This window comes from Streptomyces sp. enrichment culture, from assembly GCF_964272855.1.
Lineage (GTDB): Bacteria > Actinomycetota > Actinomycetes > Streptomycetales > Streptomycetaceae > Streptomyces.
Map to the genome: position 1 here is coordinate 4461103 of NZ_OZ186847.1, position 16483 is coordinate 4477585.

At 70.7% G+C, this 16483-nt stretch carries 16 protein-coding genes and 3 tRNA genes; 9 read left to right on the forward strand and 10 right to left on the reverse strand.

The genetic code is table 11. The features are described from left to right. Positions 1-56: 56 nt before the first annotated feature. The gene (locus ACSU6L_RS19445) at positions 57-956 is read left to right on the forward strand and encodes a phosphoribosylaminoimidazolesuccinocarboxamide synthase (RefSeq protein ID WP_437058474.1); all 900 of its coding nucleotides are present in this window, start codon (positions 57-59) and stop codon (positions 954-956) included. Positions 957-996: 40 nt separating this feature from the next. Here the strand turns inward: ACSU6L_RS19445 and ACSU6L_RS19450 are convergent. From ACSU6L_RS19450 to ACSU6L_RS19485, 8 genes are all read right to left on the reverse strand, one after another. Further along, a tRNA-Gly gene (locus ACSU6L_RS19450) sits at positions 997-1072 on the reverse strand. Positions 1073-1095: 23 nt separating this feature from the next. Then, on the reverse strand, positions 1096-1704 hold the full coding sequence (locus tag ACSU6L_RS19455; protein ID WP_086170015.1) for a response regulator transcription factor: 609 nt from the start codon (positions 1702-1704) through the stop codon (positions 1096-1098). After that, complete coding sequence (locus tag ACSU6L_RS19460) at positions 1701-2996, reverse strand: histidine kinase (RefSeq protein ID WP_437064968.1); 1296 nt, start codon at positions 2994-2996, stop codon at positions 1701-1703. The genes ACSU6L_RS19455 and ACSU6L_RS19460 overlap by 4 nt, the downstream gene beginning before the upstream one ends. Positions 2997-3016: 20 nt before the next feature. Next, complete coding sequence (locus ACSU6L_RS19465; protein WP_437058476.1) at positions 3017-3787, reverse strand: ABC transporter permease; 771 nt, start codon at positions 3785-3787, stop codon at positions 3017-3019. Beyond that, positions 3784-4746 carry an ABC transporter ATP-binding protein gene (locus tag ACSU6L_RS19470; protein ID WP_437058478.1) on the reverse strand — a complete coding sequence of 321 codons (963 nt, stop codon included), beginning with the start codon at positions 4744-4746 and terminating at the stop codon, positions 3784-3786. Before ACSU6L_RS19470 ends, ACSU6L_RS19465 begins: the two co-directional genes overlap by 4 nt. 137 nt (positions 4747-4883) lie before the next feature. Further along, positions 4884-4959, reverse strand: a tRNA-Gly gene (locus ACSU6L_RS19475). Between the two features lie 80 nt (positions 4960-5039). Then, positions 5040-5111: transfer RNA gene (locus ACSU6L_RS19480), tRNA-Gly, on the reverse strand. A 191-nt stretch (positions 5112-5302) separates the two neighbouring features. Then, a complete protein-coding gene (locus ACSU6L_RS19485) occupies positions 5303-5620 on the reverse strand; it encodes a histone-like nucleoid-structuring protein Lsr2 (protein WP_073945146.1) in 318 nt (105 codons plus the stop codon). Positions 5621-5930: 310 nt separating this feature from the next. Here ACSU6L_RS19485 and purS point away from each other — a divergent pair, with 310 nt between their 5' ends. The 7 genes from purS to purM all read left to right on the forward strand — a co-directional run bounded on the left by purS (position 5931) and on the right by purM (position 13597). Beyond that, complete coding sequence (gene purS / locus ACSU6L_RS19490) at positions 5931-6194, forward strand: phosphoribosylformylglycinamidine synthase subunit PurS (protein WP_073945147.1); 264 nt, start codon at positions 5931-5933, stop codon at positions 6192-6194. Further along, entirely contained in the window at positions 6191-6871 is a 681-nt protein-coding gene (purQ, locus tag ACSU6L_RS19495) for a phosphoribosylformylglycinamidine synthase subunit PurQ (protein ID WP_437058481.1), read from the forward strand. Before purS ends, purQ begins: the two co-directional genes overlap by 4 nt. Continuing rightward, complete coding sequence (gene purL / locus ACSU6L_RS19500) at positions 6868-9126, forward strand: phosphoribosylformylglycinamidine synthase subunit PurL (protein ID WP_437058483.1); 2259 nt, start codon at positions 6868-6870, stop codon at positions 9124-9126. Before purQ ends, purL begins: the two co-directional genes overlap by 4 nt. A gap of 80 nt (positions 9127-9206) precedes the next feature. Continuing rightward, complete coding sequence (locus ACSU6L_RS19505; RefSeq protein ID WP_437058485.1) at positions 9207-10001, forward strand: sterol carrier family protein; 795 nt, start codon at positions 9207-9209, stop codon at positions 9999-10001. 77 nt (positions 10002-10078) lie between these two features. Then, entirely contained in the window at positions 10079-10885 is an 807-nt protein-coding gene (locus ACSU6L_RS19510; RefSeq protein WP_437058487.1) for an META domain-containing protein, read from the forward strand. Positions 10886-10956: 71 nt separating this feature from the next. After that, positions 10957-12486 carry an amidophosphoribosyltransferase gene (gene purF / locus ACSU6L_RS19515; RefSeq protein WP_437058489.1) on the forward strand — a complete coding sequence of 510 codons (1530 nt, stop codon included), beginning with the start codon at positions 10957-10959 and terminating at the stop codon, positions 12484-12486. 43 nt (positions 12487-12529) lie between these two features. Further along, positions 12530-13597: a phosphoribosylformylglycinamidine cyclo-ligase gene (purM, locus tag ACSU6L_RS19520; protein WP_437058491.1), complete on the forward strand. Its 1068-nt coding sequence runs from the start codon at positions 12530-12532 to the stop codon at positions 13595-13597. A gap of 69 nt (positions 13598-13666) precedes the next feature. On the opposite strand, the gene ACSU6L_RS19525 is transcribed toward purM, so the two are convergent. Together ACSU6L_RS19525 and ACSU6L_RS19530 are read right to left on the reverse strand one after the other, a co-directional pair. After that, positions 13667-13924, reverse strand: coding sequence for a DUF3073 domain-containing protein (locus ACSU6L_RS19525; protein WP_073945154.1), 258 nt, complete (start codon positions 13922-13924; stop codon positions 13667-13669). Positions 13925-14235: 311 nt separating this feature from the next. After that, a complete protein-coding gene (locus ACSU6L_RS19530) occupies positions 14236-15327 on the reverse strand; it encodes a Leu/Phe/Val dehydrogenase (RefSeq protein WP_437058493.1) in 1092 nt (363 codons plus the stop codon). A gap of 223 nt (positions 15328-15550) precedes the next feature. On the opposite strand from ACSU6L_RS19530, the gene ACSU6L_RS19535 reads away from it, so the two are divergent. After that, positions 15551-16405, forward strand: coding sequence for a hypothetical protein (locus tag ACSU6L_RS19535; protein WP_437058495.1), 855 nt, complete (start codon positions 15551-15553; stop codon positions 16403-16405). Positions 16406-16483: the final 78 nt, after the last annotated feature.

Sequence of the window (16483 nt, forward strand, 5' to 3'; positions counted from 1 at the left end):
GATCACTCTCCCGTACGGGAGAATCGAGCCATTGGACAGAACCACGGGGAGGAACCGTGTCCGGATTCGTCGAAAAGCCCGAGCCGCTCCAGGTTCCGGGTCTGGTACATCTGCACACCGGCAAGGTGCGCGACCTGTACCAGAACGAGGCGGGCGACCTCGTGATGGTCGCCAGCGACCGCATCTCCGCCTACGACTGGGTGCTGCCGACCGAGATCCCCGACAAGGGCCGGGTCCTCACCCAGCTCTCCCTGTGGTGGTTCGACCAGCTCGCCGACCTGGTACCCAGCCACGTCCTGAGCACCGAGCTGCCCGAGGGCGCCCCCGCCGACTGGGCGGGCCGCACCCTGGTGTGCAAGTCGCTGCGGATGGTCCAGGTGGAGTGCGTGGCCCGCGGGTATCTCACCGGCTCCGGCCTGGCCGAGTACAACGAGTCCCGTACGGTCTGCGGCCTCGCCCTCCCCGAAGGCCTCACCGACGGCTCCGAGCTGCCCGCCCCGATCTTCACCCCGGCGACCAAGGCCGCCGTCGGCGAGCACGACGAGAACGTCTCCTACGAGGAGGTCGCCCGCCAGGTCGGCGCCGAGACCGCCGCCCAGCTGCGCCAGGCGACCCTCGCCGTCTACTCCCGGGCCCGGGACATCGCCCGCGACCGGGGCATCATCCTCGCGGACACCAAGTTCGAGTTCGGCTACGAGGACGGCACCCTGATCCTCGCCGACGAGGTGCTGACCCCGGACTCCTCCCGCTTCTGGCCGGCCGACCAGTGGCAGCCGGGGCGCGCGCAGCCGTCGTACGACAAGCAGTTCGTGCGCGACTGGCTGACCTCCGCCGAGTCCGGCTGGGACCGCAAGAGCGAGCAGCCGCCGCCCGCGCTGCCGCAGCAGGTCGTGGACGCGACCCGGGCGAAGTACGTGGAGGCGTACGAGCGCCTGACGGGCCTCGCCTGGAGCTGACACGCCGAAGGCCCCGGTCGGTGACCGGGGCCTTGGTGACTGGAGCGGACGACGAGGCTCGAACTCGCGACCTCAACCTTGGCAAGGTTGCGCTCTACCAACTGAGCTACGTCCGCGTTGCGCCGTGGCGCGAGAGCAACTATACCCAACCTCGCTCGCGTGCGAGACGCACCGCCGCATGCCGGTTCTCCACGCCGAGCTTCGAGACGGCCGACGAGAGGTAGTTCCGGACGGTCCCCTGGGACAGCGCGGCCCGCTCGGCGATCTCCGCGACCGGCGCCCCGTCGGCGGCCAGCTCCAGCACCTCGGCCTCGCGCGCGGTGAGCGGCGAGTCCCCGGCGGAGATCGCGTCGGCGGCCAACTCCGGATCCACGTACCGGTTTCCGGCGTGCACGGTCCGGATGATCTCGGCGAGCCGCTGGGCGCTGACCGTCTTCGGGACGAACCCCCGCACACCGGCCGCGAGGGCCCGCTTCAGATGCCCGGGCCTCCCGTGACTGGTCACGATCAGCACCCGGCACCCGGGCAGCTCCGTCCGCAGCGATGTGGCGACCTTCACACCGTCGGCGCCCGGCATCTGCAGATCGAGCACCGCCACATCGGGCGCGTGCGCCCGTGCCATCGCCAGCGCCTCCGGCCCGCTCGCCGCCTCCGCGACGACGAGCAGATCGTCCTCGAGCGAGAGCAACGCGGCCAGTGCCCCCCGGATGAGGTGCTCGTCGTCGGCGAGCAACACCCGCACACTCACGCCGCAGCCCCCCGCTCGTCGGCCACGGCCTCCCCGGCGACGACGTCCACGGCCACGGGCGCGCAGGCAACGGCGTCCCCGGTCACGGCCTCTCCCACCGGCACCCTGGCCACCACCCGAAACACCCCGGCCCCGGCCGGCCCGGCCTCCAGCGTGCCGTCCACCGCCCGCAGCCGCTCCCGCAGTCCCGCGAGGCCGGTGCCTCCGCCGCCGCTTCCGGCGGCGGTCTCGGCGCCGTCGTTCTCCACTGTCAGCACCACACGTCCCTCGGACATCAGCAGCCCCACGGAACACCGCCGGGCATCTCCGTGCCGCAGCACGTTCGTCGTGGCCTCGCGCACCACCCAGGCGAGTGCCGACTGCACCTCGGCGGGCAGTCCGGCCGTCTCGCCGGTGACCTCGCAGTCGATCCCGGCGGCCTTCAGGACACCCTGCGCGCCCAGGAGTTCGACCCCGAGGTCCGCCTCCCGGTAGCCGCGTACGACGTCCCGCACCTCCCGCTGCGACTCCGCCGCGATCCGCTGCACCTCGATCATCTGCTCGACGGCCTCCTCCCGCCCCCGCCGGGCGAGCTGCACGGACAGCTCGCTCTTCAGGGCGATGACCGCGAGGTTCCGGCCGATGACGTCGTGCAGGTCGCGCCCGAACCGCAGCCGCTCCTCCGCGACGGCGAGCCGGGCCCGGGTCTCGCGGGCCTCGTCGAGTTCGTAGACGGCGTTGAGCAGCCAGACGGAGAACACCGAGGTCATGGCGAAGAAGCCGGTGCCCAGCAGTGCCGTCAGCGCCGTGATCAGCGCGGCGCTCATGACGGCTCCCAGCGCCAGGGCGAACAGGCCAAGGCCCGCCGAGAAGCCGAGCACCAGCGCCGGCACCCGGCGCCTGCTGCGGATGCCGAGCGTGATCATCCCGACGCCGAAGAAGACCAGACCACCGGTCACCGCGCCCAGCGCGGTCGCGGCTTCCTCACCGTCCAGGCCACGGTCGACGAGCCAGAGCGTGACGCCCGCGAACACCGCGCTGGTCACCCCGAACGCCGACATCAGCCGCAGCGGCTGCGCCCGCCGCCCGCGCGTCCAGTCCAGCGCCCGGCTGCCCACCACCGCGCCGAACGCCGCGTGCGCGCACACCATCAGGCACACCCAGGGCGCGTACGGCAGCGGCACCTCGCCGAGGGCCGGGAGGCCGAACACCGCAACCTCGGCCACCGCGAAGAAGTGGAACGACCACCGCGTGTACGTCTCGACCTTCGCCGGCGTGCTCTTGCGCCGCCACCATCTCCCCGGCCCGGACACCTGCCCGCCACCCCCGTCCGTCAGCGTCGCGGCTCCCACCGGAACCACCGCCGTACAGCAAACACGGCGAGTGCGGTCCAGGCCAGCGCGGTGGCGAGGTCGCCCAGCGCCTCGGAGCCGGAGAGGTCCCCGGTCCAGCCGCCCCGCACCAGTGCGATCACCGGGGTCAGCGGCAGCAGTTCGCAGACGGACGCCAGCCCTTCGGGCAGCACCTCCAGCGGGACGGTGATGCCGGAGCCCAGCATGGAGACGAACATCATCGGCAGCCCGGTCACCTGGGCGCTCTCCGCGGTCCTGGTGAAGGCCGCGGTGACCCCGGCCAGCGCCCCGCACATCACGATCCCCAACAGCACGCCCGCCACGGCGAGATGGGGCGCGGACGGGGCACCGACGTCCAGCACCACCGCACTGCCCACCGCGACCAGCAGACACTGCGCGAGCCCGATCCCGGACGCCGGCAGCGCGGCGCCGACCAGGATCTCCCGGTCCCGCAGCTCGCCGGTGCGCAGCCGCTTGAGCACCAGCTCCTCGCGGCGGGTGACGTAGGCGGTGGTGAGGGAGGCGTAGACGGCGAACAGCAGGGAGAAGCCGACGGCGGCGGGCAGGATCACGGTGCCGACGGTCAGCCCCGCGCCCTCGAGGTCCATCTCGTCGACCGCGCCGCGCACGCTGAACGGCAGCGCCAGCGGCACGATCACCGCGGCGACGAGTGTGGCCTTGCTGCGCCCGAGCAGGGTCAGTTCGGCCCGCGCCAGCGCGCCCATCCGCCCCGCGACAGTCGTGGTGCTCATACGCCGGACCCCTCCTTGTGCGCCGCGAGGGCCGACGCCCGCCCGGCGATCCCCAGGAACGCCTCCTCCAGCGACGCGGACCGCGCGTCCAGCCTCCGCAGCTCCACCCCGGCGTCCCGCGCCCACACCAGCAGGCCGGTGGCCGCCCGCTGCAACTCGTACGTCCGCAGCCGTACGGTCCTGCCGTCGACGTCGTGGCCGACGACGCCCAGCTCGCCGAGGGCGGGCAGGTCGCCGAGGAAGTAGCCCTCGGGCAGTTCGAAGGAGATCCGGGACGGCTGGGCCGCGGTCACCTCGTCCGGGGTGCCGCTCGCCGCGATGCGCCCCTCGTGGAGGATCGCCAGCCGGTCGGCCAGCTGCTCGGCCTCCTCCAGGTAGTGCGTGGTGAGCAGCACGGTCGTACCGCCGTCGCGCAGCGCGCGCACCAAGTCCCAGGTCTCGCGGCGGCCTTCGGCGTCCAGTCCGGTCGTCGGCTCGTCGAGGAACAGCACCTCGGGGTCGCCGAGCAGCGCGAGCGCCAGGTCCAGCCGCCGCCGTTCGCCGCCGGACAGCTGCTTCACCCGTACCTTGGCCCGCTTCCCGAGCCCGACGGTCTCCAGCGCCTCGCCGACCGGCCGGGCGCCGCTGGTGCAGCCCGCCCACATCCGTACGGTCTCGGCGACGGTCAGCTCCGCCGGGAACCCGCCCTCCTGCAACATGACCCCGGTGCGCGGCCGTACGACCTCCCGCTCGCCGTGCGGATCGTGCCCGAGCACCCGCACCCGGCCCTCGGTCGGCGGGGCGAGCCCTTCCAGCAGCTCGACCGTGGACGTCTTGCCGGCGCCGTTGGTGCCCAGCAGCGCGAAGACCTCACCGCGGGTCACGCCGAACGTGATCCCGCGCACAGCTTCGAACCCGCCCCCGTACACACGCTTGAGGTCGGTGACCTCGATCACGTGCTCGTGTTCGTCGGTTTTCATGACTTCAGCGTCCCGGCGGCCGGGGCCGTTCGGCAGTGCGCGCTGTCATAGGCGGACATGACAAATGTCAGAGAGATCGCGCGCGATACGTGGGACATACGCCGAAGGCCCCGGTCGGTGACCGGGGCCTTGGTGACTGGAGCGGACGACGAGGCTCGAACTCGCGACCTCAACCTTGGCAAGGTTGCGCTCTACCAACTGAGCTACGTCCGCATTGCCTCCGATCAGCTCTCACTGACCGGCGCGAGCACCAGCCTACCTGATCCACAAGAGTGGTCCGTACGGCGGTGCAGAGCGGGTGACAGGAATTGCACACTGCGCCTTCCCCCTGGAAGGGGGATGTTCTACTACTGAACTACACCCGCATGTACTCCGTGAGCCGGGCCTTTCGGCCTCGCCCCTCGGCGTGCTCCAGACTCTAGCTGATCAGCGGGGGTGCTGCGCAAGTCGGTTGTCGTGAGGGGCGGCTGAGCGGCCGTCGGCGGGCCCGCCGCGCGCGGGGCGCGCGGGGCCGGCGCGCACGGCACGGACGGCGCGGACGGCCCACGCAAACGGCTCACTGCGCGGCGGTGAACGCCTCGTAGACCTTCTTGGGGATGCGGCCGCGCGCGGGCACGTCCATCTTGTTGGCCTGGGCCCAGGCGCGTACCGCCGCCGGGTCGGGGGCCACCTCGGTCTGCTTGTAGGCCTTGCCCGACTTCGACCGCTTGCGGCCGGCCTCCACGTAGGGCGCGAGCGCCTTACGCAGTTTCCTGGCATTGGCTTCATTCAGGTCGATCTCGTACGACTTGCCGTCGAGTCCGAAGGCGATCGTTTCCGCCGCTTCCGAGCCGTCGATGTCGTCAAAGAGGGTGACCACGACCTTTTGCGCCACGAATATCGGTCCCTTCGTGCGGCACCTCAATGCAGCTCATCTGCGATGACGTGCCGAGTGTCGGCTATTGCCAATTCATTTGTACAGTGCCTGGCAAAGCAATGTGAAGCCCGACTAAATCTCCCCGCGTGTCCCGGCGCAATAGCTATCCCGGGTCGATCCGGGATCTTTCCCTGAACTTTTCGTGAAGGGGTGGCTCCGATGCCGGATCGTGACGATCGTTCCGTAGGTTCCTACAACTCTACTCGCGTAGAAATTTTGTGCGGGTAGTCTGAAGGAACCTGCTCAGCACCACACACCGGGAGTGCCAGTGGCACGCGTCGTAGTCGACGTCATGCTCAAGCCGGAGATCCTCGACCCCCAGGGCCAGGCGGTGCAGCGCGCACTGCCGCGGCTGGGTTTCGACGGCATCTCCGACGTACGTCAGGGAAAGCGATTCGAACTGGAAGTTGACGGGCCCGTCGACGAGGCCGCGCTCGCCCGCATCCACGATCTTGCGGAATCCTTCCTCGCCAACACCGTGATCGAGGACTTCACCGTCCGGATCGAGGAAGTCGCGGAGGCCGTGAAGTGACCGCTCGTATTGGCGTCGTCACTTTCCCGGGCTCTCTCGACGACCGGGACAGCCGGCGGGCGATCCGTCTCGCCGGTGCCGAGCCCGTCGCTCTCTGGCACAAGGACAAGGACCTCAAGCAGGTCGACGCCGTGGTGCTGTGCGGCGGTTTCTCGTACGGCGACTATCTCCGCGCCGGAGCCATCGCCCGCTTCTCGCCGGTGATGGACACGATCATCGACCAGGCGAAGGCCGGCCTGCCGGTCCTCGGTATCTGCAACGGCTTCCAGATCCTCACCGAGGCGCACCTGCTGCCCGGCGCGATGCTCGGCAACGACCACCTGCACTTCATCTGCCGCGACCAGAAGCTGCGGGTGGAGAACGCGGACACCGCCTGGACGACCGACTACGCGGCGGGCCAGGAGATCCACATCCCGCTGAAGAACATGGACGGCCGGTACGTCGCCGACGAGTACACGCTCGACAAGCTGGAGGCCGAGGGCCGCGTCGCGTTCCGCTACGTGGACTTCAACCCCAACGGCTCGCTCCGCGACATCGCCGGCGTCACCAACGAGGCGGGCAACGTCGTCGGCCTGATGCCGCACCCGGAGCACGCCGTGGAGCCGCTGATCGGCACCGGCCGCACCGACGGCCTCCCGTTCTTCACCTCGATCCTCAAGAAGCTGGTCAACGCATGAGCCGGACGCCTCTGGACACGGTCGAGCACGCGGCCGCGACCCCCGACGTCGAGCTGCCCTGGGCCGAACTCGGCCTGAAGAAGGACGAGTACGAGCGCGTGGTCGAGATCCTCGGCCGCCGGCCCACCGGTGCCGAGCTCGCCATGTACTCGGTCATGTGGTCCGAGCACTGCTCGTACAAGTCCTCCAAGGTCCACCTCCGCCAGTTCGGCGAGAAGGCCCCCCAGTCCGACGCGATGCTCGTCGGCATCGGCGAGAACGCCGGTGTCGTCGACGTCGGCCAGGGCTACGCGGTCACCTTCAAGGTCGAGTCGCACAACCACCCGTCGTACGTCGAGCCCTACCAGGGCGCGGCCACCGGCGTCGGCGGCATCGTCCGCGACATCATCGCGATGGGCGCCCGCCCGGTCGCGGTCGTCGACCCGCTGCGCATGGGCGCGGCCGACCACCCCGACACCAAGCGTGTGCTGCCGGGGGTCGTCGCCGGCATCGGCGGCTACGGCAACTGCCTCGGCCTGCCGAACATCGGCGGCGAGGTCGTCTTCGACTCCTGCTACCAGGGCAACCCGCTGGTCAACGCCGGTGCCATCGGCGTCATGCGGCACGAGGACATCCACCTCGCGAAGGCGTCCGGCGCGGGCAACAAGGTCATCATGTACGGGGCCCGCACGGGCGGCGACGGCATCGGCGGCGCCTCGATCCTGGCCTCCGAGACCTTCGACGACGCGAAGCCCTCGAAGCGTCCCGCCGTGCAGGTCGGCGACCCCTTCCAGGAGAAGCTGCTCATCGAGTGCACCCTGGAGGCCTTCAAGGAGAAGCTCGTCGTCGGCATCCAGGACCTGGGCGCCGCGGGAATCTCCTGCGCCACCAGCGAGTTGGCGTCCAACGGCTCCGGCGGCATGCGCGTCATCCTGGACGACGTCCCCCTGCGTGACTCGACTCTCTCCCCCGAGGAGATCCTGATGAGCGAGTCGCAGGAACGGATGTGCGCCGTCGTCGAGCCGGAGAAGGTCGAGCGCTTCCTCGAGATCTGCGAGAAGTGGGACGTCATCGCCACCGTCATCGGTGAGGTGACCGACGGCGACCGTCTGGAGATCTTCTGGCACGGCGAGAAGATCGTCGACGTCGACCCGCGCACGGTCGCCCACGAGGGCCCGACCTACGAGCGCCCGTACGCCCGCCCGTCCTGGCAGGACGAGCTCCAGGCGGACGACGCGAACAAGCTGCCGCGCCCGGAGACCTCGGAGGAGCTGAAGGACCAGGTCCTGAAGTTGGTCGCCTCCCCGAACCAGGCCTCCAAGAAGTGGATCACGTCCCAGTACGACCACTTCGTGCAGGGCAACACGGTCCTCGCCCAGCCCGAGGACTCCGGCATGATCCGCATCGACGAGGAGACCGGCCTCGGCGTCGCCATCGCGACGGACGGCAACGGCCGGTACGCCAAGCTCGACCCGTACACGGGCGCGCAGCTGGCCCTCGCCGAGGCCTACCGCAACGTGGCGACGACCGGCGCCAAGCCGCTCGCCGTCTCCGACTGCCTGAACTTCGGCTCCCCCGAGGACCCGGCGGTCATGTGGCAGTTCGCGGAGGCCGTGCGCGGCCTGGCGGACGCCTGCCAGCAGCTCGGCACCCCGGTGACCGGCGGCAACGTCTCGCTCTACAACCAGACGGGCGAGGCGGCCATCCACCCGACGCCGGTCGTCGCCGTGCTGGGCGTCATCGACGACGTCGCCCGCCGCACGCCGGTCGCCTTCCAGGAGGAGGGCCAGCTGGTGTACCTCCTCGGCGACACGCGTGAGGAGTTCGGCGGCTCGGCCTGGTCCCAGGTCGTCCACGACCACCTCGGCGGCCTGCCCCCGCAGGTGGACCTGGAGCGCGAGCGGCTGCTCGCCGAGATCCTGATCTCGGCCTCCCGCGACGGCATGATCGACTCGGCGCACGACCTGTCCGACGGCGGTCTGATCCAGGCGGTCGTGGAGTCGGCGCTGCTCGGCGGCAAGGGCGCCCGCCTGGTCGTCCCCGACGGCCTGGACGCCTTCACCTTCCTCTTCTCGGAGTCGGCGGGCCGCGCGGTCGTCGCCGTGCCCCGCTCGGAGGAGGTCCGTTTCAACGACATGTGCGGCGCCCGGGGCCTCCCGGCCACCCGCATCGGTGTCGTCGACGGCGACACGGTGGAGATCCAGGGCGAGTTCAGCCTCTCCCTGGAGGAGCTGCGCACCGCCCACGAGAGCACCATCCCGGCGCTCCTGGCGTAACCGCAGGCCGTACGAAGGCCCCGCCCGGCCGGTCGAGAACCGGGCGGGGCCTTCGCCTGCCTTGGCCTAGGCTCACCGTCATGCCGGCCAAGAAGCGCACCCGCAGCTACGACCCCGTCAAGACCCGCGCCGCGGTCCTCGCCCAGTTCGAGCAGGTACGGCAGGCCGTACGCACCCTCGACGCGGAGCAGTTGGCGTCGCCGACCCGGCTCGGCGACTGGACCGTCAGGGACCTGGCCGCGCACGTGACCATGGCCCTGGAGACGGTCAGCCGCAATCTGGAGCGGGACGAGCCGGCCAAGGCGGAGCTGACCCTGCTGGAGTGGCCCTTCGCGACGGCCGACCGGGCCGCCGACATCGCCGACGGCACCCGGCGGCTGGCCGAGGCCAACCCCGACCTGGACGCCCTCTACGCCCGCACCGGGCAGCGCCTCACCGAGGCCCTGGCCGGCGCCCCCGGCACCCGGCTGCTCGCGGCCCGCACGGGCGCCATGCCGCTCGACGACTACCTCGTCACCCGCACGGTCGAGCTCGTCGTCCACACCGACGACCTGAACGCCGCCGTGCCGGGCCTGGAGATCCCGTACGACCGCCAGGCCCTCGCCGCCTGTACGCGGCTGCTGGCGGACGCGCTGGCGGCCAAGGCGCCCGGAGGGTCGACGGAGGTGCGGATTCCGCCCTATGCCGTCGTGCAGTGCGTGGAAGGCCCCCGGCACACCCGCGGCACCCCGCCCAACGTGGTCGAGACCGACCCGCTGACCTGGATCCGGCTGGCGACCGGGCGCCTGGCCTGGGCCGAGGCGCTGGAGGAGGCGAAGGTCAGCGCGAGCGGGGAGCGGGCGGACCTCGGCGGGCTGCTGCCGATCCTGTCGTAGGCCTGTCGTAGCCCTGTCGTAGCCACGGGTGAACGCGCGGGTGGAACCGATCACCCCACCCGCCCCGTCGAAGCGGCATGTACAGGCAGACGCACCGCATCACCCTCAGCGCCGCCGTCCTCGCCCTGCTGCCCCTCGCGGCGGCCTGCGGCACCGAGAAGGCCACAGACGGCGCAGGCAGCCCCGGGAACACCGTCGGCGGGGTCACCGGCGTCCACTGGTCCGTGGACGGCGTGACCGTCGACGGAACCACGCACGACGCCCCCACCGGCGCGTTCGTCACGATCGACGACGGCGGCAAGGCGCAGGGCAACTTCGGCTGCAACCATTTCAACGCCAAGGCCTCCTTCGACGGCGACCGGATCCGGCTGGAGGACACCTCGGTGACCGAGATGGGCTGCGAGGAGAAGCCGATGAAGTTCGAGGAGACCCTGGCCCGCACGCTCGCCGACGGCGCGCTGAAGGCGCGCACGACCAAGGACCGGCTGACCCTCACCACGGACGGAGGCGACACCGTGCGGCTCAGCAAGGTGCCCGACGCGCCCCTGCTCGGCACCCGCTGGAACGTCACGGCACTCGGCGACGAGGGCGTCGCCCAGTCCCTCCCGGAGGACGCCGAGGCCCACCTCACCTTCGACGAGGACGGCAAGGTCACCGGACGGCTCGGCTGCAACAAGGTGAACGCCACCGCGACGGTACGCGACGGAAATATCACGTTGGGCACGCCGTCCACGACCCGAATGATGTGCGACGCCTCACTCATGAAAACGGAAAAGCGGCTCCTGCGGCTCTTCGACGGCACCGTCGAGTACCGCCTCGACCACCGCACCCTCACTCTGACCAGCGGAAACGGCGAGAGCGTGACAGCCGTCGCAGCCGAGTGATCCACTGCGGCGGCGCTGATCAGGCATTCCCCAATTCGGACCAGTGGTCGACCTCGCCTACACTCGGTGGCGTGCCACGTGGTGACGGACGACTCAACCACGACCTGCTCCCCGGTGAGAAAGGCCCCCAGGACGCGTGTGGCGTCTTCGGTGTCTGGGCTCCGGGCGAAGAGGTCGCCAAGCTCACGTACTTCGGGCTCTACGCCCTCCAGCATCGGGGTCAGGAATCCGCGGGAATCGCGGTCAGCAACGGCTCCCAGATCCTCGTCTTCAAGGACATGGGCCTGGTCTCCCAGGTCTTCGACGAGACCTCACTCGGTTCGCTCCAGGGTCACATCGCGGTCGGACACGCCCGCTACTCGACCACCGGCGCCTCCGTGTGGGAGAACGCCCAGCCGACGTTCCGCGCCACCGCGCACGGTTCCATCGCGCTCGGTCACAACGGCAACCTGGTGAACACGGCCGAGCTGGCCGAGCTGGTCGCCGCGCTGCCCAAGGACAACAACGGGCGCACCACCCGCGTCGCGGCCACCAACGACACCGACCTGCTCACCGCGCTGCTCGCGGCCCAGGTCGACGAGGACGGCAAGCCGCTGACCATCGAGGAAGCCGCCCACACGGTCCTGCCGAAGGTCCGTGGCGCTTTCTCCCTCGTCTTCATGGACGAGCACACCCTGTACGCCGGCCGTGACCCGCAGGGCATCCGCCCGCTGGTCCTCGGCCGCCTGGAGCGCGGCTGGGTGGTCGCCTCCGAGACCGCCGCCCTCGACATCTGCGGCGCGAGCTTCGTCCGGGAGATCGAGCCGGGCGAGTTCGTCGCCATCGACGAGAACGGCCTGCGCACCTCCCGATTCGCGGAAGCGAAGCCCAAGGGCTGCGTCTTCGAGTACGTGTACCTGGCCCGCCCGGACACCGACATCGCCGGCCGGAACGTGTACCTCTCCCGGGTCGAGATGGGCCGCCGCCTCGCCAAGGAGGCCCCCGTCGAGGCCGACCTGGTCATAGCGACCCCGGAATCCGGCACTCCCGCGGCCATCGGCTACGCGGAGGCCAGCGGCATCCCGTTCGGCGCGGGTCTCGTCAAGAACGCGTACGTCGGCCGGACCTTCATCCAGCCCTCGCAGACGATCCGCCAGCTCGGCATCCGCCTGAAGCTGAACCCGCTGAAGGAAGTCATCAAGGGCAAGCGCCTGGTCGTCGTCGACGACTCGATCGTGCGCGGCAACACCCAGCGCGCCCTGGTCCGCATGCTCCGCGAGGCCGGCGCCGCCGAGGTCCACATCCGGATCTCCTCGCCGCCGGTGAAGTGGCCCTGCTTCTTCGGCATCGACTTCGCCACCCGCGCCGAGCTGATCGCCAACGGCATGACGATCGACGAGATCGGCACCTCGCTGGGCGCCGACTCGCTGGCGTACATCTCCATCGACGGCATGATCGAGGCGACCACCATCGCCAAGCCGAACCTGTGCCGCGCCTGCTTCGACGGCGAGTACCCGATGGAGCTGCCCGACCCCGAGCTGCTGGGCAAGCAGCTTCTGGAGACCGAGCTCGCCGCCGGTCCCGCCGCCACGGCCGCCGCCGACGCCATCCGTCGCCCGTAGCCGTCCGCGTTACCTGACGTACGACACGAAGGTTCTCAAAGTCATGTCTGAGACAACTGGTGCCAGCTACGCAGCCGCGGGCGTCGACATCGAAGCGGGCGACCGTGCGGTCGAGCTGATGAAGGAGTGGGTGAAGAAGACCCAGCGCCCCGAGGTCCTCGGCGGCCTCGGCGGTTTCGCCGGCCTCTTCGACGCCTCCGCCCTCAAGCGCTACGAGCGCCCGCTGCTCGCCTCCGCCACCGACGGCGTGGGCACGAAGGTCGACATCGCCCGGCAGCTGGGCGTGTACGACACGATCGGCCACGACCTGGTCGCGATGGTCATGGACGACATCGTCGTCTGCGGTGCCGAGCCGCTGTTCATGACCGACTACATCTGCGTCGGCAAGGTCCACCCCGAGCGGGTGGCGGCCATCGTGAAGGGCATCGCGGAAGGCTGTGTGCTGGCCGGCTGCGCCCTGGTGGGCGGTGAGACGGCCGAACACCCGGGCCTGCTGGGTGAGGACGACTTCGACGTCGCCGGCGCCGGTACGGGCGTCGTGGAGGCCGACCGGCTGCTGGGCGCGGATCGTATCCGTAAGGGTGACGCGGTGATCGCCATGGCGGCCTCCGGTCTTCACTCGAACGGGTACTCCCTGGTCCGGCACGTGCTGCTGAACCAGGCCGGCCTGTCCCTGGACGCGCGGATCGACGAGCTGGGCCGCACCCTCGGTGAGGAGCTGCTCGAGCCGACGAAGATCTACTCGCTGGACTGCCTGGCCCTGATCCGCACCACCGAGGTGCACGCCTTCAGCCACATCACCGGCGGCGGCCTCGCCGCCAACCTGGCCCGGGTCATCCCGGACGGGCTGCACGCGGTCGTCGACCGGTCCACCTGGACCCCGGCCCCGGTCTTCGACCTGGTCGGGAAGACCGGTCGGGTCGAGCGGCTGGAGCTGGAGAAGACCCTCAACATGGGCGTGGGCATGATGGCCATCGTTCCCGAGGAGTCCACCGAGGTGGCCCTGGCGACGCTGGCCGACCGCGGTGTCGACGCCTGGATCGCGGGCGAGATCACCGACCGCGGCGACCACGAGACGGGCGCTGCTCTGGTGGGCGACTACGCGGGCTGAGGCCCTGCGGGTAGCACAGAACCCGGTCGGTGACCGAGGTCACCGACCGGGTTGATACTCAGTGCAAGGTCAAGCGCCGCGACGCTGCTGCGAGGAGTTGTCGTCCTCGTCCTCCTCGTCGTCGTCCTCGTCGTAGAGGTCGGCGTACCGGGAGTACAGGTCGTCGTCGTCATGCTCATCGTCCTCGAATCGGTCACCGTTCGGCGACTGGTTCGACGTCGATGCGCCCAGCTCCTCGGCCAGGCGTGCGAGGTCCGTCCCACCGCTGTTGTACTTCAGCTGGCGGGCGACCTTCGTCTGCTTGGCCTTGGCCCGGCCGCGCCCCATGGCTCGACCCCCTCAACGACGGGGCTCGACGGCCCCAGGTTGACACGCGTTCATGATCTAGAACGGTCTCTCCTCAGAGAGCCCGTCCGTAGGGCTTCCACGGTACCTGAGCCCGCGCCCATACGGTACGTCGCCCGCATGACGTGCCCGCGCCCAGGACCTTCGAGGCGCCCCGTCCTCGCTGGTCAGTGGCGATTTTAACCACTTATCGGCGGACGACCCGCCGGTGGAAGTGAGAGTTCTCTCTAAGTGCCCACCGGCAGGTACCGCTCAAACCCGCGCGTCGACCCCGTGGAACCGCGCCCGGAACCTCACCGTCCGCGTGCCGCGACGGCGTCGTGCATCCGCTGCTCGGCGATCCGGTCGGCCGCGGCGGCCGGTGGAATCCCATCCGCCTTCGCACGTGCGAATATGGCCAGCGTGGTGTCGAAGATCTTCGCCGCCTTCGCCTTGCACCGGTCGAAGTCGAAGCCGTGCAACTCGTCGGCCACCTGGATGACACCGCCGGCGTTCACCACGTAGTCCGGCGCGTACAGGATCCCGCGGTCGGCGAGGTCCTTCTCGACACCCGGGTGGGCGAGCTGGTTGTTGGCCGCTCCGCACACCACCTTCGCGGTCAGCACCGGCACGGAGTCGTCGTTCAGCGCCCCGCCGAGCGCGCACGGCGCGTAGATGTCCAGGCCTTCGGTCCGGATCAGCGCGTCGGTGTCCGCGACCGCGACCACGCCGGCGTGCCGCTCGGTGATCCGGCGCACGGCGTCCTCGCGCACGTCCGTCACGAAGACCTCGGCACCCTCCGCGATCAGGTGCTCGACCAGGTGGTGGCCGACCTTGCCGACGCCGGCGATGCCGACCCGCCTGCCCCGCAGGGACGGGTCGCCCCACAGGTGCTGGGCGCTGGCCCGCATGCCCTGGTAGACACCGAAGGCGGTGAGCACGGAGGAGTCGCCCGCGCCGCCGTTCTCGGGGGACCGCCCGGTCGTCCAGCGGCACTCGCGCGCCACGACGTCCATGTCGGCGACATACGTGCCGACGTCACAGGCGGTGACGTACCGGCCGCCGAGGGAGGCGACGAAACGGCCGTAGGCGAGCAGCAGCTCCTCGGTCTTGATCTTCTCGGGGTCCCCGATGATCACGGCCTTGCCGCCGCCGTGGTCCAGCCCGGCCATGGCGTTCTTGTACGACATCCCGCGCGCGAGGTTCAGCGCGTCGGCGACGGCCTCTTCCTCGGTGGCGTACGGGTAGAAGCGGGTACCGCCGAGGGCGGGGCCCAGGGCGGTGGAGTGGATGGCGATCACGGCCTTCAGGCCACTGGCGCGGTCCTGGCACAGCACGACTTGCTCATGACCCCCCTGGTCCGACTGGAACAGGGTGTGCAGGACGCCGTCGGTTACGTCGGTCACTGTGGTGACTCCTGAGGTGGAGAACGGCGGGTGGGGATCAGCTCCCGTGCGGGTGGCGGGGGCTGTGAGCACGAGAGTAGAGCCTGGCAGCCCCGCCGAACGGACAGTGTTCAGGATCACCTCCTCCCGGAGTACCACCGTGCGACGATTTGCATAGATTTCCCGCGGCTTTGTCGGCGGGTTCCGCAGTTTTCCCCGGCGCCCCGCGGGGGAGGGAGCAGGCGTGCCCAAGGTGTCCTCGGTGATCGTCCCGTACGCGGCATACCTGCGCGTGTACGAACCGCTGGCCGCCTTCCCGGAGCCGGAGCGCGGGCACTGGGAGCGCTACGCCCGCCGCCCCCACCGCCCCTCGTACCAGGACGAACTCCGGCGCTCCCTGGCCGACTTGGTGCCCACCCCGCCCGTCCCGGTGCCGGTGCACGAGAGCGGCGACGCGTTCGTGCTGGAGGCCGACGGAGTGGTGGTGGTCTGCCCGTGGCGGACCCGGCTGCGCGGCTGGCAGGCCCTCGGCGATCTCGCCGAGGAGCTGCCCGCGACGGTCCTGGACGCGGTGCTGCCGCCGGTCGTGCGCCACCAGGCGACCCAGGACTACGAGCGCTGGCTGGCCCGCAACCCCGACGCGCGCCCCTGGATCCGCACCGCGACCTGGCAGGTGCCGCTGCACTGGTTCGTGCTGGTCACCGACGAGGAGCGGGAGTACGCCAAGGGCGCCGGGGGCGCGTCGGAGGAGACCGCGCCGGTGCTGCGCTACCGCACGCCCATGGTGCAGGCCCGCCGCCGGGTGGCACGCGGCCTGCGCACCCTGAAGGAGGCCATGGACGAGGGGCCGCTCATCGACGGCCTGCTCGACGTGGGGCGCTGGCTGGAGGAGTTCCACCCGCGCTCGCTGGTCGAACTGGACTACGGCGGGCTGGTGCACGCCCTGCCGGCGGGCGACCTGGAGGACGACCACTCGGCGGCGGACGTCGCCGCCGGCATCGAGGCGCTGCGCGAGGGCGACGGGGTCGCCGCGGGCGAGGCGTACGGTCGGCTCGTGGCGCGCTGGCGTTCGGTGCGGGACCTGCGTTCGGCGAACTGAATCCCGGGCCGGATCACGGACCGGGCCCCGAGCTGGACCCCGGGCCACCGTGGGTGACGCGGGACACCTCACGGATCG

What these genes read in the sequence shown, in the direction of transcription:
- ACSU6L_RS19465 (WP_437058476.1), bottom strand. Translation starts at nt 3,787, where the DNA reads ATGAGCACCACGACTGTCGCGGGGCGGATGGGCGCGCTGGCGCGGGCC.
- ACSU6L_RS19470 (WP_437058478.1), bottom strand. Translation starts at nt 4,746, where the DNA reads ATGAAAACCGACGAACACGAGCACGTGATCGAGGTCACCGACCTCAAG.
- purL (WP_437058483.1), top strand. Translation starts at nt 6,868, where the DNA reads ATGAGCCGGACGCCTCTGGACACGGTCGAGCACGCGGCCGCGACCCCC.
- ACSU6L_RS19505 (WP_437058485.1), top strand. Translation starts at nt 9,207, where the DNA reads ATGCCGGCCAAGAAGCGCACCCGCAGCTACGACCCCGTCAAGACCCGC.
- ACSU6L_RS19510 (WP_437058487.1), top strand. Translation starts at nt 10,079, where the DNA reads ATGTACAGGCAGACGCACCGCATCACCCTCAGCGCCGCCGTCCTCGCC.
- purM (WP_437058491.1), top strand. Translation starts at nt 12,530, where the DNA reads ATGTCTGAGACAACTGGTGCCAGCTACGCAGCCGCGGGCGTCGACATC.
- ACSU6L_RS19525 (WP_073945154.1), bottom strand. Translation starts at nt 13,924, where the DNA reads ATGGGGCGCGGCCGGGCCAAGGCCAAGCAGACGAAGGTCGCCCGCCAG.